Source organism: Pseudomonas sp. St29 (assembly GCF_001547915.1).
Lineage (GTDB): Bacteria > Pseudomonadota > Gammaproteobacteria > Pseudomonadales > Pseudomonadaceae > Aquipseudomonas.
Map to the genome: position 1 here is coordinate 2,664,880 of NZ_AP014628.1, position 26,485 is coordinate 2,691,364.

Annotated in this window: 22 protein-coding genes; 13 read left to right on the forward strand and 9 right to left on the reverse strand. The window is 58.5% G+C overall.

What is annotated here, in order from left to right; genetic code table 11:
* Positions 1 to 48 precede the first annotated feature (48 nt).
* Positions 49 to 1,248, reverse strand: coding sequence for an EAL domain-containing response regulator (locus PST29_RS12070; protein WP_060843191.1), 1,200 nt, complete (start codon positions 1,246 to 1,248; stop codon positions 49 to 51).
* Positions 1,249 to 1,471: 223 nt separating this feature from the next.
* On the opposite strand from PST29_RS12070, the gene PST29_RS12075 reads away from it, so the two are divergent.
* The 9 genes from PST29_RS12075 to PST29_RS12115 all read left to right on the forward strand — a co-directional run bounded on the left by PST29_RS12075 (position 1,472) and on the right by PST29_RS12115 (position 10,289).
* On the forward strand, positions 1,472 to 2,101 hold the full coding sequence (locus PST29_RS12075) for a response regulator transcription factor (protein WP_060843192.1): 630 nt from the start codon (positions 1,472 to 1,474) through the stop codon (positions 2,099 to 2,101).
* 192 nt (positions 2,102 to 2,293) lie between these two features.
* Positions 2,294 to 3,046, forward strand: a complete 753-nt coding sequence (locus tag PST29_RS12080) for a fimbria/pilus periplasmic chaperone (RefSeq protein WP_060843193.1) — start codon at positions 2,294 to 2,296, stop codon at positions 3,044 to 3,046.
* Entirely contained in the window at positions 3,013 to 3,540 is a 528-nt protein-coding gene (locus PST29_RS12085) for a fimbrial protein (RefSeq protein ID WP_148659628.1), read from the forward strand. The genes PST29_RS12080 and PST29_RS12085 overlap by 34 nt, the downstream gene beginning before the upstream one ends.
* Positions 3,541 to 3,547: 7 nt before the next feature.
* Complete coding sequence (locus PST29_RS12090) at positions 3,548 to 4,633, forward strand: hypothetical protein (RefSeq protein WP_060843195.1); 1,086 nt, start codon at positions 3,548 to 3,550, stop codon at positions 4,631 to 4,633.
* A gap of 313 nt (positions 4,634 to 4,946) precedes the next feature.
* The gene (locus PST29_RS12095) at positions 4,947 to 5,510 is read left to right on the forward strand and encodes a fimbrial protein (protein WP_060843196.1); all 564 of its coding nucleotides are present in this window, start codon (positions 4,947 to 4,949) and stop codon (positions 5,508 to 5,510) included.
* 300 nt (positions 5,511 to 5,810) lie between these two features.
* Complete coding sequence (locus tag PST29_RS12100) at positions 5,811 to 8,312, forward strand: outer membrane usher protein (RefSeq protein WP_442966400.1); 2,502 nt, start codon at positions 5,811 to 5,813, stop codon at positions 8,310 to 8,312.
* Between the two features lie 12 nt (positions 8,313 to 8,324).
* Entirely contained in the window at positions 8,325 to 9,080 is a 756-nt protein-coding gene (locus PST29_RS12105) for a fimbria/pilus periplasmic chaperone (protein ID WP_060843198.1), read from the forward strand.
* Positions 9,081 to 9,213: 133 nt separating this feature from the next.
* Positions 9,214 to 9,738 (forward strand): fimbrial protein, encoded by a 525-nt coding sequence (locus PST29_RS30975; RefSeq protein ID WP_159426280.1) that lies wholly within the window; start codon positions 9,214 to 9,216, stop codon positions 9,736 to 9,738.
* An 8-nt stretch (positions 9,739 to 9,746) separates the two neighbouring features.
* Positions 9,747 to 10,289, forward strand: a complete 543-nt coding sequence (locus PST29_RS12115; RefSeq protein ID WP_060843199.1) for a fimbrial protein — start codon at positions 9,747 to 9,749, stop codon at positions 10,287 to 10,289.
* Positions 10,290 to 10,380: 91 nt separating this feature from the next.
* On the opposite strand, the gene PST29_RS12120 is transcribed toward PST29_RS12115, so the two are convergent.
* From PST29_RS12120 to PST29_RS12140, 5 genes are all read right to left on the reverse strand, one after another.
* Complete coding sequence (locus PST29_RS12120) at positions 10,381 to 11,145, reverse strand: amino acid ABC transporter ATP-binding protein (protein WP_060843200.1); 765 nt, start codon at positions 11,143 to 11,145, stop codon at positions 10,381 to 10,383.
* Positions 11,142 to 11,801, reverse strand: a complete 660-nt coding sequence (locus PST29_RS12125; RefSeq protein ID WP_060843201.1) for an amino acid ABC transporter permease — start codon at positions 11,799 to 11,801, stop codon at positions 11,142 to 11,144. Before PST29_RS12125 ends, PST29_RS12120 begins: the two co-directional genes overlap by 4 nt.
* Before the next feature lie 9 nt (positions 11,802 to 11,810).
* Positions 11,811 to 12,458, reverse strand: coding sequence for an amino acid ABC transporter permease (locus PST29_RS12130; protein ID WP_060838691.1), 648 nt, complete (start codon positions 12,456 to 12,458; stop codon positions 11,811 to 11,813).
* 63 nt (positions 12,459 to 12,521) lie between these two features.
* On the reverse strand, positions 12,522 to 13,310 hold the full coding sequence (locus PST29_RS12135) for an ABC transporter substrate-binding protein (RefSeq protein WP_060843202.1): 789 nt from the start codon (positions 13,308 to 13,310) through the stop codon (positions 12,522 to 12,524).
* A 191-nt stretch (positions 13,311 to 13,501) separates the two neighbouring features.
* On the reverse strand, positions 13,502 to 16,549 hold the full coding sequence (locus PST29_RS12140) for an aminotransferase class III-fold pyridoxal phosphate-dependent enzyme (RefSeq protein ID WP_060843203.1): 3,048 nt from the start codon (positions 16,547 to 16,549) through the stop codon (positions 13,502 to 13,504).
* A gap of 139 nt (positions 16,550 to 16,688) precedes the next feature.
* Here PST29_RS12140 and PST29_RS12145 point away from each other — a divergent pair, with 139 nt between their 5' ends.
* The 4 genes from PST29_RS12145 to PST29_RS12160 all read left to right on the forward strand — a co-directional run bounded on the left by PST29_RS12145 (position 16,689) and on the right by PST29_RS12160 (position 21,724).
* Positions 16,689 to 17,129, forward strand: a complete 441-nt coding sequence (locus PST29_RS12145) for an Lrp/AsnC family transcriptional regulator (RefSeq protein ID WP_060838694.1) — start codon at positions 16,689 to 16,691, stop codon at positions 17,127 to 17,129.
* Positions 17,130 to 17,323: 194 nt separating this feature from the next.
* Positions 17,324 to 17,830 carry a sigma-70 family RNA polymerase sigma factor gene (locus tag PST29_RS12150; RefSeq protein WP_060843204.1) on the forward strand — a complete coding sequence of 169 codons (507 nt, stop codon included), beginning with the start codon at positions 17,324 to 17,326 and terminating at the stop codon, positions 17,828 to 17,830.
* On the forward strand, positions 17,827 to 18,792 hold the full coding sequence (locus PST29_RS12155; protein WP_060843205.1) for a FecR domain-containing protein: 966 nt from the start codon (positions 17,827 to 17,829) through the stop codon (positions 18,790 to 18,792). The genes PST29_RS12150 and PST29_RS12155 overlap by 4 nt, the downstream gene beginning before the upstream one ends.
* Positions 18,793 to 18,889: 97 nt before the next feature.
* Positions 18,890 to 21,724, forward strand: coding sequence for a TonB-dependent receptor (locus tag PST29_RS12160; protein ID WP_060843206.1), 2,835 nt, complete (start codon positions 18,890 to 18,892; stop codon positions 21,722 to 21,724).
* A 103-nt stretch (positions 21,725 to 21,827) separates the two neighbouring features.
* Here PST29_RS12160 and PST29_RS12165 read toward each other — a convergent pair whose 3' ends face one another.
* From PST29_RS12165 to PST29_RS31765, 3 genes are all read right to left on the reverse strand, one after another.
* A complete protein-coding gene (locus tag PST29_RS12165) occupies positions 21,828 to 22,583 on the reverse strand; it encodes an ankyrin repeat domain-containing protein (RefSeq protein WP_060843207.1) in 756 nt (251 codons plus the stop codon).
* A 452-nt stretch (positions 22,584 to 23,035) separates the two neighbouring features.
* Positions 23,036 to 23,422, reverse strand: coding sequence for a hypothetical protein (locus PST29_RS12170; RefSeq protein WP_060843208.1), 387 nt, complete (start codon positions 23,420 to 23,422; stop codon positions 23,036 to 23,038).
* 1,235 nt (positions 23,423 to 24,657) lie between these two features.
* Positions 24,658 to 26,238, reverse strand: coding sequence for a glucosamine inositolphosphorylceramide transferase family protein (locus tag PST29_RS31765; protein WP_148659629.1), 1,581 nt, complete (start codon positions 26,236 to 26,238; stop codon positions 24,658 to 24,660).
* Positions 26,239 to 26,485 lie beyond the last annotated feature (247 nt).

Consider the following 26,485-nt stretch of genomic DNA (forward strand, 5'->3'; position numbering starts at 1 on the left):
GCACAGGGTGAAAATAGTAGCTGGCACTGCTTGCTTTGGCCTATCAATTTAAGTCGTTGGCGGGGTATTCGAGTGCTTGTTGCAATAGGCGATGAAGTGGCTTTCCGGCATGGGACGGGCAAATAGAAAACCCTGGGCAAGCGAGCCCCCCAACTTCATCAGTTGCTCTTGCTGTTCGTGGGTTTCCACTCCTTCGATGATCACTTTCATTCCCAGGGAGCTCCCCAGGGCCAGGGTATGGCGGATGATGGCGTGGCTTGCCGGGTGATGATTCATCTTGCGCACGAAGTTGCCGTCCAGCTTGATTTGGTTGACGGGCAGTTCGCAGAGACGCTGCAGGGAAGCGAAGCCGGCGCCGAAGTCGTCCATGGCCAGACCGCAGCCCATCAGCCGTAGGCGCACCAGGTTTTCCAGGCTGTAGGCAGACGCCTCCATCACGCAGGTTTCGCTGATTTCAAAGGTGATGCAACTTGAAGGCACCTGGCAGAGCGTCAACAAGGAAGTGACCGACTCAGTCAGCGTCGGGGAGGACAGTTGCGAAGGGTGCAAGTTGAAGGAAAAGTTCAGCGCAAGGTTCTTTCTCGCCAGTTTGCGACGCAGGGCCAGGCCTTGATCGAACAATTGCCAGAACAGTCGATCCAGCAGGTTGTGCTCTTCCATGATGTTCAGGAAGTGTGACGGCGGCAGCACGCCCAGTTGAGGGTGGTTCCAGCGCGCCAGGGTTTCGGCGCCTTGCAGGATTGCGGTATCGAGGGTGACCTTGGGTTGGTAGTAGGGCTCGAACTCACCGTTGTCCAGGCCGCGCACCACATCACTCAGGCTCGGCAGCGCAATGCGCTTGAGCGGGCTGGCCAGATCATGGCGTAGGGACTGGTATCGGTTCAGCAACGTGGTCAGACGCTCCAGGTTGAAGGGTTTGCCCAGGCTTCCAAGATAATCCAGGCCCAGGCGCTTGATCATGGCCACGGTGGTGTTGCGCAGCGCCAGATCAATCTGGCTGCAAAGGATGACCGAGCGCAGTTTGCCGCTGTGACTGGCGAGACGAAGGAAGGCCAGGCCGTCCATGCCGGGCATCTTCAAATCGCAGATGGCAATGTCAATGGCTTCACAACTTTCCAGCAGCGCCAGTGCCTGACTGCCGCTGCTGGCTTCATGAATCTGTCCCGGTATCACTTTCCTTAATGCGGTGAGGGTGACCAGGCGTTGCAGGGGTTCATCTTCCACAACTAGAACGTTCAGGTACTGCATTGCTGGCTCGCGTCGTTTATCCGTTGGGTATCTTGCTTAAGCCATTTGGGGTGGGTCTATTAGATGCATCTTCATGGATTGTGGGAAATTTCCTACTGAAAAATCAGAGCATCTGATTTTTTCAATGATCATCAATCAGCACTTGTAACTCGGGTCGATTCCGGGGAATTTGCCCCGCTCGCAATGGCTGCCCGGCGGCAAGTTCTAAGGTGAAATGACATTTATGCACAGCGTATTAATAGTGGATGATCATCCCGTCGTTCGACTGGCGGTGAAGGTTCTGCTGGAAAAGCACGAGATGCAGGTGGTGGGCGAAACCGATAACGGACTGGATGCGCTAGAGCTGGTGCGTGAGCATGTTCCGGATGTGGTGATTCTGGATATCGGCATTCCCAAACTCGATGGTCTCAAGGTGCTGTCCCGGATCAAGGCACTGGATTTGCCCACCGAGGTATTGGTGCTGACATCGCAGTCTGTCGAGAGCTTTTGCAAACGCTGCATCCAGCTTGGCGCTCGAGGCTTCGTCAACAAGGAAGAAGACCTGAGCAATCTGGTGGTGGCCCTGAACGCGGTGCTGGCCGGCTACACCTTTTATCCTTCCCAGGTGACCGATGTGTCCAGGCCGGCGGCCGAGCAGTTGTCCGAGACCGAGCTGATTGGCTCGCTGACCGATCGGGAAATGATCGTGCTGCAGTATCTGGCTCAGGGGTATTCCAACAAGGCCATCAGCGAAAAGCTGTTTCTCAGCAACAAGACCGTCAGTACCTACAAGGCTCGTTTGTTGCAGAAGCTCGGTCTGGGCTCGCAAGTCGGCCTGGCGGAGTTTGCCAAGCGCCATGGGCTGATTCCCTGAAAGATGGCAAAGCGGCAATGCTGATACTCGGCCGCTCAGTTTGAGCGGCCGGGTGGCTGTGCATCTTGTTAAGCAAGTTACCGAGTTGTTGCAGAGACTTTCCTTAGTTGTGTAGGAAATTTCGCAATGATAAAGGCCTTGCCTGTTTAATAGACTTTGTCGGTATCAAGAAACTGGACTGCAACTTTTATCATGATTAAGCCACGCACGTTCATTGCGTTATTCTTTGCTCTTTTTCAGGCGCAGGCGATCGCAGCACTGGCGCTCGGCAGTTCGCGGGTCATCATTCAGGCGCCGCAGACCCGTGCCGTGGTGATGGTGCATAACCGTTCCCCTCATAGCCCTTATCTGGCCCAGTCCTGGATCGAGGATGCGCAAGGGCACAAGCCTGAACGCTCGCCATTGGTTGCCTTGCCGCCAATTCAGCGATTGGAGGCGATGCAGGGTAATCAGTTGAACATACGGGTGCTGCCACGGGTGGCCGATCTGCCCCAGGACCGCGAAACATTGTTTTATCTCAATGTGCGTGAAGTTCCGCCGCGCAGTGAAGGCCAAGAAGGCATTCAGATCGCTCTGCAACGGCGGATAAAAGTCATTTATCGGCCGCAAAGAATACGCCCGCTCAACGTCGGCATCACCAGTCCCTGGCTGTCCGCCTTGACCTTGTTCAGGGAAGAGAGCGGGCGTTTTCAGCTTAATAATGCCACTCCCTATCATGTGACCATCATCGAGGCCTTCAATGATGTGTCCGGGGCATCGCCTGTTGCGGACTTCAAGCCCATGGAAATACCGCCCTATAGCGCGCATCGCCTTGAAGGCAGGATCGCGCCGGGCATTCAGCAGCCAGCATTGGTCTACATCAATGATTTTGGTGGGCGTGGGCAACTCAGTTTCGACTGCCGGGAGGACTCGTGCACCGTCATGAAAAACGCTACTCGTTCATGAGACGGGTCAGTCTGATTGGAGGGGCGCTGATCGGTCTGTCTGCTCTGTCGATGACGGGGAATGTACAGGCCGCAACTCCAGGTGGGCTGTATGTACTTGTACACTTTGAAGTTTTCGAGCCCGCCAACTGCAGCGTCGATATTCTTCAAACAAGAATAGATTTTGCCGAGGTCAAGACTGACGCTGTCAATGGTCGTGAGGGGGCGAGAAAAATTCCTTATCGGATCAGTTGCAGGAATTCCTCCCAGTCACCCGCACTCAAGTTGAAGTTTGTCGGTACTTCCGGTTTCAGCTCTGACGTGTTGTGGACCAATCTCAGCAATCTTGGCGTGCGCTTTCTGGTAGATGGCAAGCAACACCCCCTCAACAGAGAGTTCTCGGTGAACTACGCCTCTCCTCCGACGCTGGAGGCTGTGCTGGATGCGAAGCCTGGCAGCGTTTTGAAAGCAGGCGCCTTTGCTACCGGTGCCGTGCTAGTTATTACTCAGGAGTAAGCGCCCTGTGGCTATTTCCACTCTGGATAAAAGAAGCAAGATCAGCCTTTGCCCGTCGATGTTGCGATGGGGTTTTGCGGCAACATTTCTTTCGCTCAAGGCCTGGGCTGAGCCTGTTCCCCCTGGAACGCCGGACGGTGCCTGCTGGGGTCATAATCAGCTGAGCATTGAAATAAAGAACGGCGCTTTCACGTCCAATGAAAAGGGCGCGCTGTATGAAACCACCTATCAAACCATTCCCAGCAACTACGACGGTTGGTGCTATTCGGAAAGCGGCTCGCAGAACGCCAGCTATTTCAAGGCTGAACTGAGTCAGACCTTGTCCCGGGTCGATAATGAGTTCTTCAGATTGACCGAAGACATCGATATGAAAATATTCGTCACCGGCAATAGTGCGCCGGAAAGTTTCATCCCCTTCAAGGACGCATTCAATGCGGGCGCCACCGCCGGGCCTTCCGGTAATGGCGTCACACCGTTGCGCTGGGCAAACGCCGGCAACCAGGGCAAAGTCACTTTCCGTCTTCGACGCAAGGCCCTCGGCGGGGCAGTGTATCTTCCGCCCAGCGAGCTTTTTTCGTTCTTTCGCTATTCGCGACCGGGGCAGTGGAGCCCTCAACCGTTATACACACTGTCGTTGAAAGCACCGACCATCCTATCCGTTCCCGCTACCTGTGAACTCAATGACAATGGTAATAACTTTTGGACTCTGAAGCTGAAACAACCCATTGATAGCAGCAAGGTTCAAGATGTCGGGGTCAACAACTTTGCATATGGCTATAACGCAGGTGGAAAGTTGACTCTTCGTTGTGACTCCGGTCAGCTTGATCCGGCAAAACTGTCTCTTGGTCTGATAGGCAGCCCCGGAGCACAGAGCAACGCGTTGGCTACATCAAATCCAGGGATCGATCTGGTGTTCTTTGCGCGTACAGGCAGTGGCAGCTATGTCGAACTAACGCCATTCCAGCAAACACCGTTGAATGGACTGGCAACGGCTGGACAGATTGAAATCCAGGTGACAGTACAGAAAACCTCGAAACCCATGTTGACCGGTCTTCACTCCGGGTTTGGCGTTCTGACGCTTACGGAATATTGATTTCTATTTGAAACAATACTTTTCAAACGCTGTTCGGGCTGATGTTTGCCAGGACGTCGCGTGTTCTTTTAGTGTGTTTCGAGTCAGTCGTTACATGTGCTAAGACAAGCTATAAGTTGGTTGGGAATTTTCCTACGCCCTTATCGAACCTTTCTTATCTTAATTTTTTTGCTTGGTAAATATACTTGTTCTCGGCACTTACTAGTTGGCTGCGGTCTGGTCGACAAGTGGCATGTCATGGATATTACCTTGTAGTTTGTCCAGGTGATGCATAGTGCCGATATATCAAATGTGTACTAGTAGGGATTCTAAAATGAAATTCAGCAAAATGGCGGCAGCTATAGCGGCAGTTGTACTCGGTGGTACTTCGGTTTTGGCCATGGCGGCGGGCCAGGGCGGTGGAAAGGTCAACTTCAAGGGCAATATCAATGACTCTCCATGCTCGATTTCCAGCGGTTCTTTGGAGCAAGTCGTGGAGTTCGACTCCATCTCCAACAGCGCTCTGAAAAATGGCGGGAAGTCCGCTTTGAAGCCGTTTTCCATCAAGCTCAACGGCTGCGACCTGGGCTCGCTGAAAAGTGCCACCGTGACCTTCACCGGCGCGCCTTCGGCCGCCAACCCTGATCTCCTGGGCTTCCAGGGTGGCACTGCGAAGGGTGCGAGCCTGGCGATCGCTGATCGCAACGGCTCGCTGATCAAGCTGGGTGCCGCTTCCGATCCGCAGAACCTGTCCGACGGTGAAAGCGCACTGAACTTCACCGCCTACCTGCAAGGCGACATGCTGGCCCCTGAAACCGAGGGTGGGGAGCCGAAACCAGCCACTGTGGTAGCCGGTACCTTTGATACCGTCGCCAACTTTACCCTGGCTTATCAGTAACGTTGCGTGAGGTGCGGCCTGGATACGCAAGTGTGCGTATTCCAGGCGCACTGCCGATCTTCTCTCGATGGGGTCGCCGCCAGTCCTCTCGGATTTTCATTGTTTCGACGTGATAGGCCATGCACTGCCGTGGCGCTCGAACATGACGCTTGTTAATCCGTACTCAGCACTCTCATGTTGCCTTCAGACCTCTCAGATTTCGTTCGTGACAGTGTTGGGCACGGTGGTCGACCGATGCTGTTTGCTGGCTTGAGGAAGCGGACGAAAGAAGTTGTTGTCGTTGTAAGGGAAGTTAATCACGTGGTTCAACACCGGGTATGGGTCTTCACTACATTGTGGTGCATGGCCAGCTTGGCCAGTGCCGCCGAAGAGTTTCAGTTCAATACGGACGTGCTTGATCTCAAGGATCAACAGAATCTCGATCTCGGCTTGTTTGCCAAGGCTAACTTCATTTTGCCGGGGCAATACAGCCTGGTCGTTCATGTGAATCGCGATTCGTTGCCGGAAACGGTCGTGAACTACTTGGCGCCGGAAGATGACCCCAAGGGCAGTGTGGCCTGCATCTCTCCCGAACTGGTGGCGCAGTTGGGTCTGAAAAAACAGCGGATCAAGCAACTTGCCTGGTGGCACCAAGGCAATTGTCTGGATATCAGCAGCATTCCCGGCATGACGGTGCGTGGCGACCTGGGCGCCTCTGCCTTGTACCTGAACATTCCCCAGGACGCCCTTGAATACAGCGCAAGCAACTGGGACCCGCCTTCGCGCTGGGATGAGGGCATTGGCGGATTTTTATTTGACTACAACCTCAATGCCCAGACCACGGATTACGCCGGGCCTCAGGCCAGCGACAAGCAGTTGACGGGTAACGGCACGACCGGTTTCAACCTCGGCGCCTGGCGCCTGCGGGCCGATTGGCAAGGGCAGATGCACAAGACCTCCGGCAAGCCTGGCCAGCGGCAATTCGCCTGGAGCCGCTACTACGCCTCACGGGCGATTCCCGAGTTGCGCGCCCACCTCAGCCTGGGAGAAAACTACCTGGACTCCAACCTGTTCGGCAGCGTGCGCTACACCGGTGCCAGTCTGGCCACCAGCGACAACATGCTGCCCCCCAACCTGCGCGGCTATGCGCCGGAAGTCAGTGGCGTGGCGCGGACCAATGCGCGGGTGCTGGTCACGCAGCAGGGGCGCATTCTGTATGACACCCAAGTGCCAGCGGGGCCCTTTCGCATCCAGGACCTGAGCGATGCGGTGAGCGGCAAGCTGGATGTGCGCATTGAGGAGCAGGACGGCAGCGTTCAGGAATTCCAGCTGGACACGGCGAGCATTCCCTACCTCAGCCGCCCCGGCACGGTGCGCTACAAAGTGTCCGCCGGGCGGCCTTCGGACTGGGAGCACGAGCCCGATGGTCCGGAGTTCGCCAGCGGCGAATTCTCCTGGGGCGTGAGCAATGGCTGGTCGCTGTACGGCGGAGGCCTAGGGGCGCGGGACTATCGCGCGCTGGCCGTGGGCGTGGGTCGTGACCTGATGGCCTTCGGCGCCCTGGCGGTTGACGTGACTCAATCCAATGCCCGCCTGGCTGAAATCGGCCAGCGCCAGGGCAAGTCCTATCGCGCCAGCTATTCGAAGCGCTTCGAGGATTACGACAGCCAGGTGACGTTCGCCGGTTATCGCTTCTCCGAGGAAGACTTCATGACCATGAACGACTTTATCGAGGCCCGTCGCCGTGGTCGGCTGAACAATCAGAGCAAGGAAATGTACACCGCGACACTGAGCAAGAGTTTTCGTGACCAGAACCTGAGCCTGTACCTCAACTACAACCACCAGACCTACTGGAACAATGCGCCGAGCGACCGCTACAGCCTGTCGCTGTCTCGTTATTTCAACCTGGGCGGGCTGAAGAACCTGGGCCTGTCGCTGACCGCCTATCGCAGCCAGAGCCATGGCGCGGTCGATGAAGGCGCCTATGTCTCCCTGAGCCTTCCCTGGGGCGACAGCGGCTCTCTCAGTTACAACGCCACGCTCAACCGTGGCAGCAGCGGCCACAACTTGAGCTATTACGACCGTCCGGATGAGCGCAACAGCTACATGCTCAGCGCCGGCACCGCCAGCGAGGGCAACACGGCCAGCGGCTACCTGAACCACGAGGGCAGCCTGGCCGATGTCACCGCCAGCGCCAGCTATCAGGCCGGACGTTATCGTTCCGCCGGTCTGTCAGTGCAGGGCGGGGCGACCCTGACCGCCGAAGGGGCGGCGCTGCACCGGATCACCACCCTGGGCGGCACCCGCCTGCTGCTCGATACCAATGGCGTGGCCGGGGTGCCGGTGCGGGGCAATGGCGCCAGCACCTATTCCAATCGCTTCGGCAAGGCGGTGGTGGCTGACATGAACAGCTACTACCGCAATCAGGCAAGCATCAACCTGGATCAACTGGCTGACGATGTGGAAGCCGGGCGCTCGGTGGCCCAGGCCACGCTGACCGAGGGGGCGATTGGCTATCGCCGTTTCGACATCGTTTCCGGGAGCAAGGGCATGGTCCGCATCGTCCTGCCCGACGCGACCACGCCGCCCTTTGGCAGCGGCGTGTACAACGCGCGGGGCCAGGAAACCGGAATCATTGGCGAGGATGGCCTGGTTTACCTCAGTGGCATGCAGGTCGGTGACCTGATGTCGGTGCAGTGGGACGGCAAGGCCCAATGCGATTTCATCCTGACGGAGCAGGTCAGCGCGGATGACCAGCAAGTGCAATTTGTCTGCGGGCCTGTAGCGGTCCGCGAAACCCGATCCCCCAGCAACAAGTTATAAGGAGTGGCCTCCATGCCATGGTTCGACCTGAAAAAAAGCCTGCTTGTCATCGGCCTGAGCCTGTTGGCTCTGGAGTCGGTACACGCTGCCATCGCCCTGGACCGTACCCGAATCATCTTCAATGGCAGTGAGAAATCGGTGAGCGTGGGCATCAGCAACCAGAATCCCCAACTACCGTACCTGGCCCAGGCCTGGCTCGAAAACGACAAGGAGGAGAAGATCAGCGGCCCCTTGGCCGTGCTGCCTCCAGTGCAACGGCTCGAAGCCGGATCCCGGAGTCAGGTGAGGATCCGGAAGCTGGCACAGGCAGGGCAGTTGCCCCAGGACCGGGAGTCGCTGTTCTACTTCAACTTGCGTGAGATCCCGCCGCGCACCGACAAGCCCAACGCCTTGCAGATTGCCCTGCAGACGCGGATCAAGCTGTTCTATCGTCCCGAGGCCATCGTCAGGGACAGCGGACAGAATCAGCTTCCCTGGCAGGAGCAACTGACGCTGTCCCGCGAAGGGGAGCGCTACGTAGCCCATAACCCGACGGCCTACTACGTGACCCTGGTTGATGCCCAGGTCCGCGTGGGCGGCGCATCCGTTCCAGACTTCCAGCCGGTGATGCTGGCGCCCTGGGGGCGCCAGGCGCTGAGCGTCAGCGCCCGGACCCTGGGCAACGCGCCAGTGCTGACGTATGTCAACGATTTCGGCGGTCGGCCGCAACTGGAATTCCGCTGCACGGCGGGGCAGTGCGTGGCCAGGCCGGTGGCCGATGCGAGCTGAGGCTGGCTTGAGACCATCGGGCGCGCTCGGGGTCGTTGTGCCCCTGGCTCGGTGGCTGGGCGCAAGGTTGGCAGCGCAGCCCGGGACGGGAGCGCAGCTGGGGGCCGGCAAGGGCAGGGGGGCGGAGGTGTTCATGGAACGCTGGTGGCGAAGGAAAGGCGGGTGCCAGGCTCTGGTCTGCGGCCTCTTGCTGCTCGGGTTGCCGGGTTTGGGCCGGGCGGCGGCGGATATGGCGTTCTTCGGGGTATTGATCGCGCCTCCTCAATGCACGGTCAGCGACAAGGACGCGCCGATCAGGGTGTCGTTCGGCAACGTGCAGCTGCGCAAGATCGATGGCGAGCACTATCGTCAGCCGATTCCCTATCAGATCAAGTGTCCGGGGCTGGTATCGCAAGACTCGACCTGGAAGATGCGCCTGACCTTCAAGGGCTCGGTGGCGGATTTCAACCCGGCGTTGCTGCGCACCTCGGTCAATGGCTTGGCCATCAAGCTGTTGCTGGGGGAGCGGGAACTGGTCCTCAACGAACCTCGGCAGATCAGCCTCGACAGTTTGCAGAAACCTCCGGCATTCGAGGCGGTGCCGGTGAAGAAGGTGGGAGCGCAGCTTGCGTTGAGCGAGTTCAATGCTTCCGGACTGTTGCTGGTCGAGCTGTATTAGGTGAAGTCATGAAGCAATTGCTCAACGGCTGTCTGTGCCTGTGTTGTGCCTGGCTGGCGGATGGTTTCAGCGCCCCGGCAGTGGCGGCCGACAACGTCTTTTTCAGCGGCCAGCTGATGGATCAGACCTGTACCCTGGAGCCTGGCTCGGAAACCCGGACGCTGGACTTCGAGGATGTGAGCCTTCAGGAGCTCTATCGTGACGGCAGAACCGCGAGCAAGGCCATTGTCCTGAACCTGATCGACTGTGATGCCAGCGCCGGCAGGACCGAGGTCAAGGCGACCTTGAGCGGCCATGAAAGTCCGCAGATACCGGGCTTTCTGGAGCTCGACAGCGGCAGTCCGCAAGGCCTGGTGATTGGCCTGGAGGATGCAGCGACGCAGCCCTTGCCCCTGGGACGCACGCATTCCATTGGCCGGGTCAGCCAGGACGGCAAGCAGTCGGTCACCTTTCTTGCCTACCTCAAGGCGCTTCCCGATGCCCTGAGCGAACGCAGCATCGGCAAGGGGCAGTTGGCGGCTTCATTGACCTTCACCCTGAGCTACGAATGATGGCGCGTAGGGGGCGGGGCCCCCTGGCTGCCAAGGCAGCGCTGCTGCGTGTGATGCAACAGCACCTGCGGCCCGCGCGAGCGCAGCCTTGCTAGGCGTGCAAATGCTTTTTCAGGAACGACCGGGTGCGTTCGTGGGTCGGGTTTTGCAGGATCTCCCGTGGCGCGCCTTCCTCGACCACCACGCCGCCGTCCATGAAGATAATCCGGTCCGCCACTTCACCGGCAAAGCGCATTTCGTGGGTGACGATCAACATGGTCATGTGCTCGGCGGCCAGTTGCTTCATGACCTGGTTGACCTCTTCCACCAGCTCCGGGTCCAGCGCCGAGGTGGCTTCATCGAACAGCATGACCTTGGGGCGCATCGCCAGGGCCCGGGCAATGGCCACGCGCTGTTTCTGTCCGCCCGAGAGGCGGGAAGGGTACTCGTCGAACTTGCTGGCCAGGCCCACCTTGGACAAGTACTCCATGGCCAGCTCACGGGCCGCGGCTTTGTTCAGCCCTTTGAGCTTGATCGGCCCGAGGGCGATGTTTTCATGCACGGTCAGGTGCGGGAACAGATTGAAGTGCTGGAACACCATGCCCATCTGCTGGCGCACGCTGTTGATGTGCTGTTCGAATGCGCGACCTTTCAAGGGCCGGTTGACGTGTTCGCCCTCCAGCCAGATCTCCCCCTCGTTCAGCACTTCCAGGTGGTTGATGGAGCGCAGCAGGGTGCTTTTACCCGAACCGCTGGGGCCGATGATGGCGATGATCTGTCCGCGCGAGACAGACAGATCGATGCCTTTGAGCACTTCAAGTGCGCCATACGCCTTGCGCGCGCCCTTGACTTCAACCATGAACTTTTCTGTGGTCATCGTGACATCTCTACCTTGGTTTCAAGCAGGTGCAGGCCGGCTTCCAGAACAAGATTGACCGCGTAATAGATCACCGCGACGGCCAGATAGAATTCGAACGGGCTGTAGGTTTCGCTCACGGCGCGCTGGGCGCTGTAGACCAGCTCGGCGATGCCGATGATCGACACCAGGGAGGTGTCCTTGAGCAGGACGATCAGGTTGTTGCCCAGCGGGGCCAGGGTATTGCGCAGTGCCTGTGGCACCACCACGTAGCGTTGCGCCTGGCTGCGGCTCAGGCCAATGGAGCGCGCGCCTTCAATCTGCCCGGGGTCGACCGACAGGACTCCGGCACGAATCACGTCGGCGTTGTAGACCGCAAAATGCAGGCTCAGGCCGATGATGCCGGCCGCGAGGGCCGGGATATCGATCCCCACTTGCACCAGGCCGTAGTAGATCACGTACAGCTGCAGCAGCAGGGGCGTGCCCATCAGTAGCCAGGTCAGGAAACGTATGGGCAGGGAGACCAGTTTCGGGGTGTAGAGCACGATCAGGGCAAAGGCGATGCCGGCCATCAGGCTCAACACACTGGCGCTGAGGAATAGGACGAGGGTCCACCAGAGCCCGGTGGCCAGCAGTTCGGAATAGGGTGTCACGATACTCAGGTCGAGGCTTGGCATGGGGGCGTCTCACTTGGCCGCGAAGCGTTTATCGAGGAGGTCCACCATCAGCCTGACCGTGTAGACCATGGCGATGTACAAAATGGCCGACACCGTGAAGATCTCGAATGGCTTGTACGTGGAGCTGATGAAACGCTGCGCGGTATAGGAAAGCTCGACCACGGAGATGGTCGATACCAGGGCCGAGCCCTTGATCAGCGCCACCGCATTGACCCCCAGTGGCCTGATCATCAACTTGGCGGTTTGCGGGAGGGTGATCAGCCACAGGGTCTGGCCCTTGCCGAAACCGATTGAACGCGCCGCCTCGACCTGGCCGGGGTCCACGTTGCTGATTGCGCCACGAATGGATTCGGCCATGTAGGCCGCGATGTTCAGGCCCAGGCCGATGACGCCTGCGGACAACGGTTCCAGCTCAAGGCCGATCTGCGGGCCGCCAAAGTAGAGAAGGAACAGCTGGACCAGGCAGGGGGTGCCACGAAAAACGCTGATGTAGACCCGGGCCAGGCAGCGAAGCATGAAGAAGCCGGACAGCCGGGCCGCCACCAGCACCACCGCCACCAGCAAGCCCAGCAGCAGCGCCAGCAGCGAAACGTGCACCGTGACCCAGGCCGCCTCCAGAAAGAACGGCAGGGTGCGCTGTATAAGTGTCAGATCCATGGGAAGGCTCGGAAAAGTCGGATTGACTGGCCCGACCCCAGGTCGAGCCAGGCTGCAGATGAGTCAGCGAATGTCCTTGCCAATCCACTTCATCGAGATCTTTTCGTAGCTGCCATCGGCCAGCATGTCGTTCAGCGCCTGCTGCATCGCGGCCTTGAGTTCGGGGTTGTTCTTGCGCAGCGCAATGCCCATGCCTTCGATGCCGCCATCCTGTTGGGGTGGGGTGATGATGCGCACTTTCTGCCCGGTTTCCTTGACGGCCACCAGCACCGGAACGCTGTCCATCACCAGCGCATCGAGGCGCCCGGCGTCCAGGTCGACCAGCATCTCGGGAAGCCCTTTATAGGTTTTCACCTTCAGGTTGCCCCGCGCCCTGGCCCATTTGTCGTGGGCATCGCCCAGGGTGACGCCGACCTTCACATCCTTCAGGTCATCCAGGCTGTTGATCGGCGAATCCTCTTTCACCACGATGGTGCGGCCGGCGTGGTAGTAGGGGCCGACGAAGTCCACGGCCTTCTGGCGCTCCGGGGTAATGGTCATGGAGGCGATGATGGCGTCGTATTTTTTTGCCAGGAGCCCGGCGATTATTCCGTCGAAGGGCGTGGTGACGATGCTGACTTTCACCCCGAGCCGTTGGGCCAGGGCTTCGCTGATGGAGGCGTCGAAGCCGACGATCTGGTTCTGCTCGTTGGCAAAGCTGAAGGGCGAGTACTGCCCGCTCATGGCGATGCGAATCTCTTTGGATGCCTGGATCGATTGCAAGTCATCAGCCTGAGCGGCTAAAGGGCACAGGAGCGCCGCGGCCGCGACGGTGGATGCAGCAAACAGACACTTGAGCGTTCTGGTTAGCATTGGATGGCACCTTTGAAGAATTATTAATTATTGTTTTTTGGGCTCTTCACCCAGGCCTCGGGAAAAGCTTTGCATAGGCCGTTCTGGAAAGCACCCGGCAAGGTGTCCGCCAGCCGGACACATTGCCGGAGTTGGCCGACACTATGTCGGCCATGCACGCAGGCTGTCACTCGTGCGCCGATCCCGGCACTCTACTGCAGGGCTGCCTTGAAGCTGTCGTCCAGCACCTCCAGCAGCAAGTCGGCGTTCTTGTGGCTGAAAATCATCGACGGGCGCATTTTCAACACGTTGTCATGGGGGCCTTCGGTGCCGATCAGAACGCCGCGTTCCCGGGCGCCATCGGCAACCTTTTTCGCCAGTTGCGTGGCCGGAGCCTTGCTCTGGCGATCGGTGACCAGTTCGATCCCGAGGAACAGCCCCAGCCCGCGTACATCGCCAATGACCGCGTAGCGTTGCTGCAGTGTGCGAAAGCCGTCGAGCAGGTAGTTGCCCACCGTCAGTGCGTTGAGTTTCAGGTTGTCGCGCTCAATCACATCGAGAACGCTGAGCCCCACGGCACATGAAACCGGGCTGCCGGCGAAGGTATTGAAGTACTCCATGCCGTTGTTGAAGCTGTCGGCGATCTCGCGGGTGGTCACCACCGCCGACATCGGGTGGCCGTTGCCAATGGGCTTGCCCATGGACACCGCATCGGGCACCACGCCCTGGGTTTCAAAGGCCCACCAGTGGCTGCCCACCCGGCCAAAGCCGACCTGGACCTCATCGGCCAGGCACAGCCCGCCCTCGGCGCGAACCATGGCATAGACCTCCTGCAAGTAGTTTTCCGGGAAAAACAGCTGCCCGGCGACACTGGGAATCGACTCCGCCAAAAAGAACGCCGGGGCCCGGCCCTGCTGGCGCATGCTGTCGATCTGCTCGGCGACACTCTGCGCAAAACGCTTGCCCAGCTCTTCGAATGGCCAGTCATCCGCTGCGCGGTAAACGTCCGGCACGGCCGCCTCGAATACATGCGCGGCGCGCCCCTTGCCGGCCTTGCGCTTGTACTTGTAGGGGCTCAGGTCAATCAGCTCCTGGGTGGTGCCGTGGTAGGCCCAATCCAGCACGATGGCGTCGTTGCGCCCGGTGTGATTGCGCGCCATGCGCAGCATCAGGCTGTTGGCTTCGCTGCCGGAACAGCCGAAGGAGGCGACGGCCAGGCCCTTGGGCAGGGTCGCCGTGAGTCGCTCGGCATACTCGACGATGTTGTCGTGCAGGTAGCGGGTGTTGGTGTTCAGGCGTGAAGCCTGGCGGGCAAGGGCCTGCACCACATCGGGATGGCAGTGGCCGAGATGGCAGACGTTGTTGAAGCAGTCCAGATAGGCCCGGCCGAAGTTGTCGATCAACCAGACCCCATCGCCGCGCACGAACTTGATCGGGTCCGAGTAGGAAATCGACAAGTTGGGCAGCAGCAGTTGCTTACGCTTGGCCACGATCTGCGCTTTGCTCCTGCCTTCCTGGCTATAGGTTTCCGGAGGAATTCCGGCCAGGGTCGAAGCATCCGGGAACAGGTCGGCCCACACCTCAAGATAGGCGCACTCACCGACGCCGATGAACTCGCTGGCCTTCAACTGGGTGTCGGTGGACATCTGGAAATGCACATGGGGCAGCCAGCCGCCATTTTCCGTGTCCGCGCCCATGTAGCCCACCAGCGCGCCAGCGGCCAGGTGGTCGCCGGGCTTGAGGCGGGTCAGCGCTTCGTGGGCCATGTGCCCCCACAGGGTCAGGAAGGGCGGGCAGCCTTCAGGCGAGTGCTTGAGCATGATCAAACCGCCATAGCCCAGCGGTTCAGGTTCGACCTCGACGCTCTGCACCACACCGGCAAGCGGCGTGTACAGCGGCGTTCCGGCCGGCATGATCAAGTCGACACCCAGGTGGATGATCCGGCGCTGCCCTTCAATGAAGCGCGATTCAAAGGCGCTGTCGGTGTAGATGGTCCTGGCTTCGCCCCAGGGGCCGATGCCCAGCGGCACTTGATGCTCCGCGGAGAAATCGTTCCACCATTTCGTCGCCTCTGCCGGGCGCTGCGCGGCGGAGGCGATGGTCATTTCGTGGGCAGCGTCGGCGAACGGCACAATGGCCTTGTTCAGGGTTGCCGCCGATGGATGCACGATCTCTGCAAAGGACTGGCGGTTTTCATCCACCCAGCGGCGAATCGCCCCGGCACCTTCTATGGCGTCATAACCGCAGGCTTTGCGCAGGATTGCCGTGGCCAGGCGCGGGTTCATGCGATCCATCTTTTCCAGCAGGCGCCAGGCCGGGGCTTCGCTGATGGCCAGGTAGGGGTTGTCCTGGGTCTGTTCGTGGCGCGAGGCCGATAAGGTGACGCTGATCACCAGGCGCATGGCGATCAGATTGAACAGCACATCCAGCTCTTGCGGCTGCAACGGGTAGCGCTCGTGGAAAGCGCCGGTGAGGGCGGCCGCCGCGCCGATGGGGTCTGGCGTGTCGAGAATGGCGTAGGCGCAGGTGATGGCGACTTCGGCAATCAGCACCGTGTGCACGGCATCGCCAAAATCGATGATGCCCGAGACCTGCTGGTGGTTCTGTGGGTCGACGAGGATGTTCCAGTCATTGCCGTCGTTGTGAATGACCTGGGCGCGCAGCCGCGCCAGCGTCGGTGCCACCTGTTGTTCGAACGTCTCAATGAAGCGCTGCGCAATCCCTCGTCTGCCGGGGTCCTTGATGAAGTGCAGGCGGGCTCGCGAACGCCCGGCGTGCCGCAGGTCCCAGTCCAGGTCGCGCACCGCGCCGGGATGCATGAAGCCCTGCAGGGCAAGGTCCATGTCGGCGAACGACTGGCCCAGGTGGCGCATCAGTTCGAAGGTGCGCGGAACTTCGGCCAGCGGTGTGCCGGGCAACCAGCTCACCAGGCGCACCGCGTGGGTTGCGCCGCAGGGCGCCACGGCCGAGGCGAGGCAATCACCGGCAAGGGTCTTTTTCAGCTGTGGTACGGCCAGCTCGGGGCAGGTGCTGGCCAGGTGGCTGAGGAGGGCGGCCTGCAGCTCGCTTTCAATGCGCGGCTCGCTGGCGTTGACGACCTTCAGGATCCATCCCGCATCGCTGGCGGTCTTCAACCGGTAGTTGCAGTCTCGCTCGCCATCCAGAGGCGAGGCGCTCGCGCTGACATTGAAAAGCTGTTCGGCCAGGTGTTCGGCATCGCGGGGCGAAAACTGCGGGGCGGGGTGGGAAAGGTCAGTCATGGTAGTGGTTTTCCAAGTTATTTTTTTCAGTTAGCTTGGCATGCGAAATCTTCAAGGGCAGTAGGTATGCGGTCGGCTTTGACCTGCATATTGTCGGAATCGACCGGCACAAAATCGGCAGTCAATGTGAGGAGTTTCAATGCGCGACCTGGACGTGAAAGATCGGGAAATACTCGACATTCTTTCTAAAGAGGCGCGGATCGCCCTGAAGGCTCTGGCCGCGAGAATCGGGCTGTCCAGGAGTGCCACCAGCGAACGCGTCAGCAACCTTGAACGCAATGGCGTGATCAGAGGCTACCGGGCGGACATTGGCGAAATCGACGCCAACGTGATTCGCGCCATGTTCCTGGTGTGCCTGAAACGCACACCGGCCATCAGCCTGCTCGACCTTTTGGCCCAGCATTCGCAGGTGCGCCGCATTTCTTCGGTCAGTGGCCAGCTGGACCTGGTGATCGAGATCGAATCACGCACCATCGATGATCTGAACCGTGTCCGGGATGCCGTGGCCAGTCACGAATCGGTGGAGGACATCACCACCGCCGTGGTGCTTCGCCGCGACATCGACCGCCAGACTTCCTGACTCGTCGTGCCCAGCCGAAAGAGCTGACGGGCCACCTGGCCAACGCGCTCAAGCGCCGGCCTGGCGCCCGACTCCGCGTGCCTTGACCCTGGCGCAGAGCCTGTGGCGTTGCCGCCGTTGTGAGTTTGCCGCGCTGTACAAGGGGTGTCGGCGGATCATAAAATGAGAAGCATTATCATTAGTGCGAATCTCTCATGCCCAACCACAGCCTTTCCTCGCCCGTCGCCCAGCTGTATGCGAACCACCACGGCTGGCTGCGCGGCTGGTTGCATCGGCGCCTGGGGCATAGCGCCGATGCCGAGGATTTGGCGCACGACACCTTCATCCGCGTGCTGCGCTCCCAGGAAGATGTGCGTGAGCTGCGCCAGCCCATGGCGTTTCTGGCCACCATCGCCAATGGTCTGTTGATCAACCGCTGGCGTCGTCAGGCCATCGAGCGGGCTTACCTGGAGGCGCTGGCGGCACGGCCGGTGGGGGAGGAGCCTTCGCCGGAGGAGCGGCATCTGATGATCGAGACCCTGTTGCAGCTGGATTCGCTGCTGGTGGGGCTGTCGTCGCGGGTGCGGCAGATCTTCTTTCTGTCCCAGCTCGATGGCTTGACCTATCCGCAGATCGCCGCGCAGTTGGGCCTGACCGTGGCCCAGGTGCAGCGGGCCATGGGCAAGGCGTTCAGCGTCTGCTACGCGAGCCTGTTTGAATGAGTGGCGTCGCGGTCGATCCCCGGGTGCGGGACAGCGCCATTGATTGGCTGGTGCGGATGCAGTCCGGGCTGATGAGCGCCGCGGACCATCAGGCCTTGCAGCAGTGGCGCGAGGCCAGTGCCGAGCATGAGCACGCCTGGCAGCGGGTCAGCCGCCTGCCGCTGATGTTGCAGCCGGGGGCCGATCTGTTGGCCGATGCCACGGCGCGTCGGGCCTTGCAGGCGGCGGGTGCCGATCCGCAACGGCGGCGGCAGGTGCTCAAGTGCCTGTTGGCGCTGGGGCTGCTGGGTGGCCTCTCCTGGCAAGGGGCGGATTCCACCCTGGTGCGTTCGGCCCTGGCCCGTTATCGCACCGGCATCGGCGAGCGCCGGCGTTGGGCCCTGGCGGACGGCGGTTCGCTGTGGCTGAACACCGCCAGTGCGGTGAATCTGGACTTGAGTGCAGGACAGCGCAGCGTGCAGTTGATCGAGGGCGAGCTGGCCCTGGATACCCCGCCGGCATCGGCGTCGCTGCAACTGCAAACGCCGGATGCCGTGTTGTACAGCCGCGGCGCCCATCTGCTGGTGCGCCATGATCGCCAGGGCACTCAGGTGACGGTGTTGCGCGGCCTGGTGCAGATCAGCGCCCGGCCGCAGCCGACGCCGCTGGCCTTGCCGGCCGGATGGCAAACCCGGGTCGATGGCCGGGGAGTCGGGCGGCCGAGTGCCATTGATGTGTTGCTGGCCCAGGCCTGGATGCGCGGCATCCTGCCCGCCGAGCGCATGCGCCTGGATCAGTTGCTGGCAGAGCTTTCGCGCTATCGCCCGGGCTTCTTGCGGTGCAGCGACGCCGTGGCGGCCTTGCGCGTGACCGGCAGTTTCCAGCTCGACGACACCGATGCCGCCCTGGCCCTGGTGGCCAATACCCTGCCGGTGCGCATCGAGCGCAGGACCCGTTATTGGGTGACGGTGGTGCCGGCCTGAAGATTTTTTTTCAGCGACGCGATAGTTTTTTCGATCTGGCTTGGCCTTCAGGTATTGCCCACCGGCACCGGTGGGTTTCGATCCCTAGGAGCCTTGCATGATTTTCCCCGCTCGTGTCTTGCGTACCCAAACCTTCGGCCTGCTGTTGCTCAGCCTGCAACCGCTCTACAGCGAGATGGCGCTGGCGTCCGGCGAACGCCACTACAGCATCGGCGCCGGTCCCCTGGACCAGGTGCTGTCGCGTTTTGGCGCCGAGGCGGGGATCAGCCTGGCCGGCAGTGCACTGCTCACGGCGGGCAAGACCAGCCAGGGCCTGCAAGGTGATTTCAATGCCGAAGCGGGCCTCAACCGCCTGCTGGCGGGCACCGGCCTGGGCTACGTGCGCCAGGCCGACGGCGGCTATGCCTTGCGCCTGCGCTCTGATGCGGTGTCGCTGCCGACGCAGAAGATCAAGGGCGAGAACCCTGACGAGGAGGAGGTGTACCGGGCGCCGCGTTCGTCGGTGTACATCTCCGCCGACGACCTGCAGCGCTTTGGCGTGGTGTCGGTGGGCGACGTGCTCAAGGGCCAGCCCGGGGTGCAGGTCGGCGACAGCCGCAATGGCGGCGGCCTGGATGTGAACATTCGCGGCATCCAGGGCCAGAGCCGGGTGGCGGTGACGGTGGACGGCTCGCAACAGGCCCTGGATGTCTATCGCGGTTATGCCGGCACCCAGCAACGCAGCTACATCGACCCGGACATGATCAGCGACATCGCCATCGACAAGGGCCCGAGCCTGACCTCCAGCGCCATCGGCGGCACGGTCAAGATGCGCACCCTTGGCGTCGACGACATCCTCAAGGACGGTCAGCAGGTCGGCCTGCGGCTCAAGGGCGACCTGTGGAACAACGGCGTGGCACCGGCCCGTCGCGACCCCCATTCCAGGACCGAGGACCTGTACACGGAACCGCACCAGAGCCGTGGCGGGCTGTTCGGCTCGGACGCGGAGTCCGGCAGTGCCGCGTTTGCCTACCGCCATGACTTGTTCGATGTGGTGGCGGCCTACGCCCAGCGCAACCAGGGCAACTATTTCGCCGGCAAGAAGGGCCAGGATCGCTACCGCACCTTTGACCGCTACGGCGATGAACAGACCAGTGTCGCCACCACCTACAACGCCGGGGAAGAGGTGCTGAACTCCTCGTCGAAGACCCAATCGTGGCTGCTCAAGACCACCCTGCGCCCAGCGGACGGCCACCGCTTCGACCTCGGCTACCGACGCTATGACGGGCGCATCGGCGAGATCATGCCCTCGGACATCTTCCGGTTCGGCACCGGCGGCATCTACCAGTACCCCCTGGGCCAAACCCAGATCGACACCTACACCGCACGCTACAACTACCTGCCCGCGGACAACCCGCTGCTGGACCTGACTGCCGACCTGTGGCTGACCGATGCGCAGACCAGCCAACTGAGCGCCTGGTCGGCACCGGCGTCCCAGGCCTATCGCACGGACCGTTCCTGGGCCCGCCAGGCCAACCGCCGCACGGGCGGCGGTCTGGCCAATACTTCGCGCTTTAGCACCGACTACGGCGACTTGAAGCTGGACCTGGGCGGCTCGTTCCAGCTGGAGGAACTGCGTCCGCAGAAAGGCGTGGTCACCACCCAGGACGACATCAATGCCAACCGCAGCTTGCGCGAGGGCTCGCGGCAGGAGTTCAGCTTCAACGGCAAGCTGGAATACCAGCCGGTGGAGCGCCTGACGCTGTGGGGCGGCGGTCGTTACACCCACTATCGCAGCAAGGACCATGTGGCCAATGCCACGGCGCGCAGAGAGGAGCGCGAACACAGGTACGTGACCGTCTCCAGGCCCGGCGACTATGGCTACCTGATGTGGTTCCCGGACCAGAACGGGCGCTACACCGATGCCACCGATCCACGCTTGAACAATGGCATTGTCTTCAACAACACCAACTACCCGTTCGAGGGCACGCCCTATAACCAGTACGGGGCCACCGATACCGAGGTGGGGGATTCGCAAGTGGATCGGGTGGTCACCGGCTACAACTATTCGGGCAAGGACAGCAACAGCGGTGGCGCCTTTGCCCCGGCGTTCGGCATCAATCTCGAAGTGCTGCCAGACACCTTTGTCTATGCCTCCTACACCCAGGGCTTTCGCATGCCTTCGCTGTTCGAAACCGGCTACGGCGTGCAGCAGACCACGCCGGGCAAGGGCCTGAAGCCCGAGCGCTCAAGCAACTGGGAGATCGGCGCCAGCACCTTGCACAAGGGGCTGTTCGTGGATGACGATTCGGCGGCGATCAAGCTCGCCTACTTCAACAACAGCATCAAAAACTACATCACCCGCTACTACGACCCGAGCCCGGGCCTGTGGGGCCTGATGCGCTTCAGCAACACCGACAGCTACACCACCCGCGGCCTGGAACTGCAGACCCACTACGATGCCGGGCGGGTGTTTGCCGACCTGTCGTCCACCTACTACCTGAAGACCGAAACCTGCGACGCGGCCTTCGCCGCCACCCTGCGCGCCACCAGCAACCCCTACCAGAAAACCGCCGACACCCCGGACTGCACCCCGGGCAGCTTCATGGGGTCCTACACCAACACCCAGAACCCGCCGCGCTTTGCCGGCAACCTGACCACCGGCCTGCGCTTCTTCGACCAGAGCCTGACCCTCGGCACCCGCATCACCTACACCTCGGGGCCCACCGTCACCGCCGACAAGCCCTGGCAGACCGGCGCCACCACGCCGCAGCTGAACTACCGCGAAGTAGCGCTGGTCGATCTGTTCCTCAACTACAAGCTGCAGGAACACGCCAGCCTCAACGTATCGCTGCAAAACCTCACCGACCGCTACTACCTGGACCCGCTGGCGCAGAGCTTCATGCCGGCGCCGGGGCGCACGCTGCGGGTAGGGATGCAGGCGAAGTTTTGAGACGCTTGGCGGTCGTGGGTCTTCTGCACTTGACGCGAAAGTAACTCGCAGAGAGGGCGCCACGACTCAAGTGGCTTTGGTGAACGGTGGCGCCAAGGCTGTACTAACGCTGATTGTTCTCTGAATGGGCGATCATGCTGGCGAGGTACGCATCAAAATCTATCTCGGGATAGTGAGCTTTAAGCAGCAGGAGCATCGCCGGTTTGTCGCTGCATCGATAACGATCGATAGCTTCACGAATCAGATTCCGTTTGCGGTCATCCTGCTGATGTATGTCGGGTTTGTAGGGCAGCAAGACTTCAAGCGCCCTAAGGTGTCCTGGCGTTCCCGAGCGCGCATGCATCGCTGCGCTAGTACCAGAATCGTCAACAGCATCGATGTTTGCACCCGCGGCCAGTAAAGCCTGCATGACTTCGAGATGGCCTCGATTGGTTGCGTACATCAACGGCGTCATACCGTGGAGTTCGTTCTCTGGAAACGGCTCATCGGGGTTTTTCCCTGCGGCGAGCAGCGCCTGAACAATTTTCATGTCACCACTCGCCGCCGCACTGGCCAGCGCGCCGTCTTTTGGTCGTACGCCACCTCTGCGAATCAACTCGCAGGCAAGTTCAGATCTTCCATGGCTGATGGCAGCGCGCAAAGGCGTTTCTCCCCATTCGCCACGGGACCAGGCGAGCCTTCTGCGAGTGGCGAACTTCAGTGCTTGCTGATCGTTGCCCCGTTCAATTTCACGGAACAGGCGCGAGCGCATTGTGCGGCGATACCAATGCACGGCACTGTCGAACAGATGCCAGCTTTCCGGCGTTTGGATAACCAAGGTACGCCAACCAGGAACACGGACAATGAAGATACTGGCCATATAGATACTCAGCGGTCAGATGCAATAGAACGGCTATTGGGTAATGCGAGCGAGGCAAAAACAACACATCCGGGGATTGTATCGACAGTCCCCGGTTAGTCATTGCATGCCTGTATCGATGTCACTGGAGTGACTGCTCAACTGAATCAGCCATGGAACGCAACATATGTGTTGCACGGCTGAGCGTTGACTCTAGCGCATCGGCAAGAGGCTGTTGCAGATTCTTGATCGGCTATCAGTCGCCAGTTCATGGTTGGCGGCGGTTGCAAGTCTTCCGTTTAGTCTCGAGAGGGGAGTAGGAACCTCCCCGGCAATGGCGGGGCTCAGTGAGACGCGTCAATCATTCCCCCTGACACGCTTGAGCCAGTTCCAGAAGGGGGCGTCCGATTGCGCGGCGTCCATGCTGACCGTGGTCGGAACGATCGCCGCAGTCCGTGGCGGAATGCTCAGCCCTAGTGTCCGTTCAACGTAGCCTCGAAACAGCAGGGGGGAGGCGGGTAGTCGTCATCCGTGCATTCATCGTCACGTACCTCTTGCGGCGTTCGCTCGAACTGCTCTGGCCAGCAGAGCTCGTTGTAACCGATCGCCAGCAGGCGCAGCAGGTCTTGCGGGGTGTCCGTCAGCACGCAGAGCATCAGCGACCCGGAGCCCGAGCCCAGGTGGACCATGCGTTGCTGGCCAGTGTCGTCGCGCCACAGCCCGGCCCAGGAACCGTCACCGCCATCGCGCCGGGTCCGCACGCAGCCCTGTTCCTCCAGCCATGTAATAGCTTGGCGCAGTAGGGCTGGCAAGGGATTGCCGGCGGGAAAGGCGCCGGCCATTTCATCGGTGAAGGTCATGTGTTTGTTGATCCAGGTTGGCATTGGCAAGGGACAAAGAGGACACACCGAGGTAGACTCGACAGCTCAATAGACTTGGATCGAGCCGACCGAGCGAAGATGCTTCACAGCCTGACGGCTGGTGATCTTCTCCAACTCAAGGACATACAGCAAGGTCCAAAGCGGTAGGAAATAGGCAGGCAAAGAGCTGAACGGCTCGGAGCCCATGAGCCGGGCTGTGCACCACAGTGCTTCGCACTCTTGGTAAACGTGCAGTCTATCCAGCGTCTCCGCACTTGAAACTGGATCACTACCCCTTGTTCGCATTCTGGACACTGCATTTTTCCCATACCGAACGGGCGGAAGTCTATTATCAACGAGTTGGTGGTCGCTGTTAACGAGGTACTACGTCCTATCAGAAGTCCACCAAGGGGGCACTGTTCGATCTTGTCCGTAATGAATATTGCCTGCAACTCGATACTTGCTAGAGTTTAGCATGGATGGTTTTTGGGGATGTTTAACTATTTTAACCTTTGTTGTGAGAACCATCATTGAGGTTGGATAGTGTGATTCGTAACCTGATTAGATAAAACCTTGAAAATGATTTCAGTGCTCTAAGACGATCTTGGCTTCCCCTAGCGGCTCAAGCTATAGCTAGCGATGTCAACAAAGGCCGCGCTGTTCTTCTGCAGGAGGATAATGCACTGCTGCCCCTTCAAACGCTGCAGTAAGTGCAAGCTGCCGCCCACTGATCTATCTCGTATAGAAATATTTATGCATTTCTCGACATAAACTGACCTGCACCTATGGAACTAAGTCGCCAGCGCGATGCTTGAAATTGTGTAGATGCTTATCATCAATCAACTTATTGGAAAGATGTCACTTCAGAATACCCTTGGCAAGACTATCGGCCGTCTTAAAAGTAACTGGGACAGCTTGAGTGGACGGTGGCTATTTACCGGTCGACACGATTTAGCTGAATGCGTGATTTAATTTTTTTGATCGGAATAGAGGTTCGATTTGTTCCGCGCGTCCCAATGCGTTGCGGCAGTTGTTACGTTTTAACGCTTGCTCGAGCCTACAAGAGGCCATCGGATAAGGTTCATATGCCTAGTTGCGTAACGCAAATGAACGCTCGCCGAAGGCCTCTCCTGTTTCAATGGTTTATAATTATTTTTAGTGTGATACATGTGGAGGCGGTCCTGCGAGTATTTTTTAATACGCGGCATGTATCTAGCGAAATATTTGGAAAGGGTTTATTTTTTTAGGAGTTTAAGAACTATAGGAATGACGCGTCTGTACCATGCAAAGAGTGAAAACGTGTCAACGTAGAAGTCGAATACTGACTTATTTTCAAATATGTCTACGGTATGTGGGCCGCTTGCATCCTTGAAGTTTAAAGAGCTAGAAAGTTTTTCTTCATATTCAGTAGGAGAGATTTTTGTGATTTCACAAACGGAAACCCCATTTCCATAGCCGTAAGAGTTGTTTTGGCCGAACCTATAGAGTCTTCCATTGTGAGAAATTATTCTGCCTCCCATTCGTGCTCTTGATGGATCAATGATGACAGGGTTTAATGGGTGTGGAAGAAAGTCTTTGTCAATTCCCTCTGAGTGGAATAAGTATAAGCAGTTAGCGGCGTTGGAATTCATGCCGCAAAATAAGTAGATTGTATCGTTGAGCTTGATAAGTGTAGCGTCTACGACTCTGTAGCTCTCTAGACCTCTTAGGTTGATTTTTTTTTCTATGTTAAATGGTTTCTTGAGTATGTATGGGGCCGAGTGAGAGGCGACTTCTGGCATTAGATATTCTTCGTCGCCAAGCGAGAAAGAAAATGGGTAGGAGAAATGATGACCCTTTAACAAGATGTTTTTTTGACTCAGAGTTTCAGTGTCGACTTCAAGTATTTGTCCCAACCCATTTTTTGAACTCAGTGCTTCAAGTCGAATGGTTTCGCCGTCAGCACTAAAAAATGGATCAGCGTAAAAATTGTATCCAGCTATGATGGAAGCTTGCTTAGCCTCTTTTAAAAGTAATGACGAGTTGTCGAGAATTTTATATTTATCATAGGTTGCAATATTCCATTTTTTTTCGTAGAAGGCGCCGTAAAAAAAACGCTTTAGCTTTCTAAAAAATATTATAGAGATAAATTTTACAACCAAAAAATTGCTTGGTAGCTTGTAGTTTTTTCCATTTGGCAGGATATCGATGGGAGAGTTTTTTGATAGGTTGATAAGTGCTTTTCGCAAGAGAAACTTGGAGTTTGTATAAAAGTTAATGGCTGTGTTTTTATATGAATGGTGGTGAATTTTTGAATGACATATTGCCCAAATCCTTCCTGCATCTAGCTTGTTAGAAATTTCTTGAACGATGGTTCCAACAGAGCTATTGTTTTGTAGTATCTCATAAAATCCTGCTGGTCTGCCTCTATATTGAGAAGGGTCGCCATGATGGAATGATAATATTTTGTAGTTATTCAAAAATCCTTCAATGCGAAGCAGTGACATTCCAAACTTAATGATTATATCAGCTTGTGAGTTGGCAAGTTCATCGGTGATTGAGTCTGGTATTTTTTGCCAGCTACCATCGTAAGAAGATTTGAATTCAACATGCTTGATACCATTATGGCTGAGCTTGACTCGGTTGGTTAGGTGGTTTTTTAGTGTGAAATAATTAAGGATGTAGTAAAGTAGGTTTTTTGTGTACTTTCTTTTTATATTGGTGTTTGTGCAGGAAAGAATCAATCGGACATCAATTAAGTCGCTAGCTGCATCTAGAGCGTCTTTTTGCCATTTTGTTATTGAATCTCCGTCGATAATGATTGCGGCTTTTAGCATTTTGGTTTTTGCTCGTGTTTTTAATGATTGTAAAGTTTGTTTTTTAGAAAATAAATTATATTTCTATGTATAGGCTAAATTGGCGTAAGCTATCATAGTGGTATTCGAGGTCTTTAAGTTGCTCTTCTTTGTTTTGAGACTTGCATGCTTAATTTTTTGGGCGATTTGCTATGATCTTGATCCGAATGCCTGTCGATGCGCTGTAGTAATTGGGTGGGTGGTTTAGTCAGTTTTCATTGTATCTTTA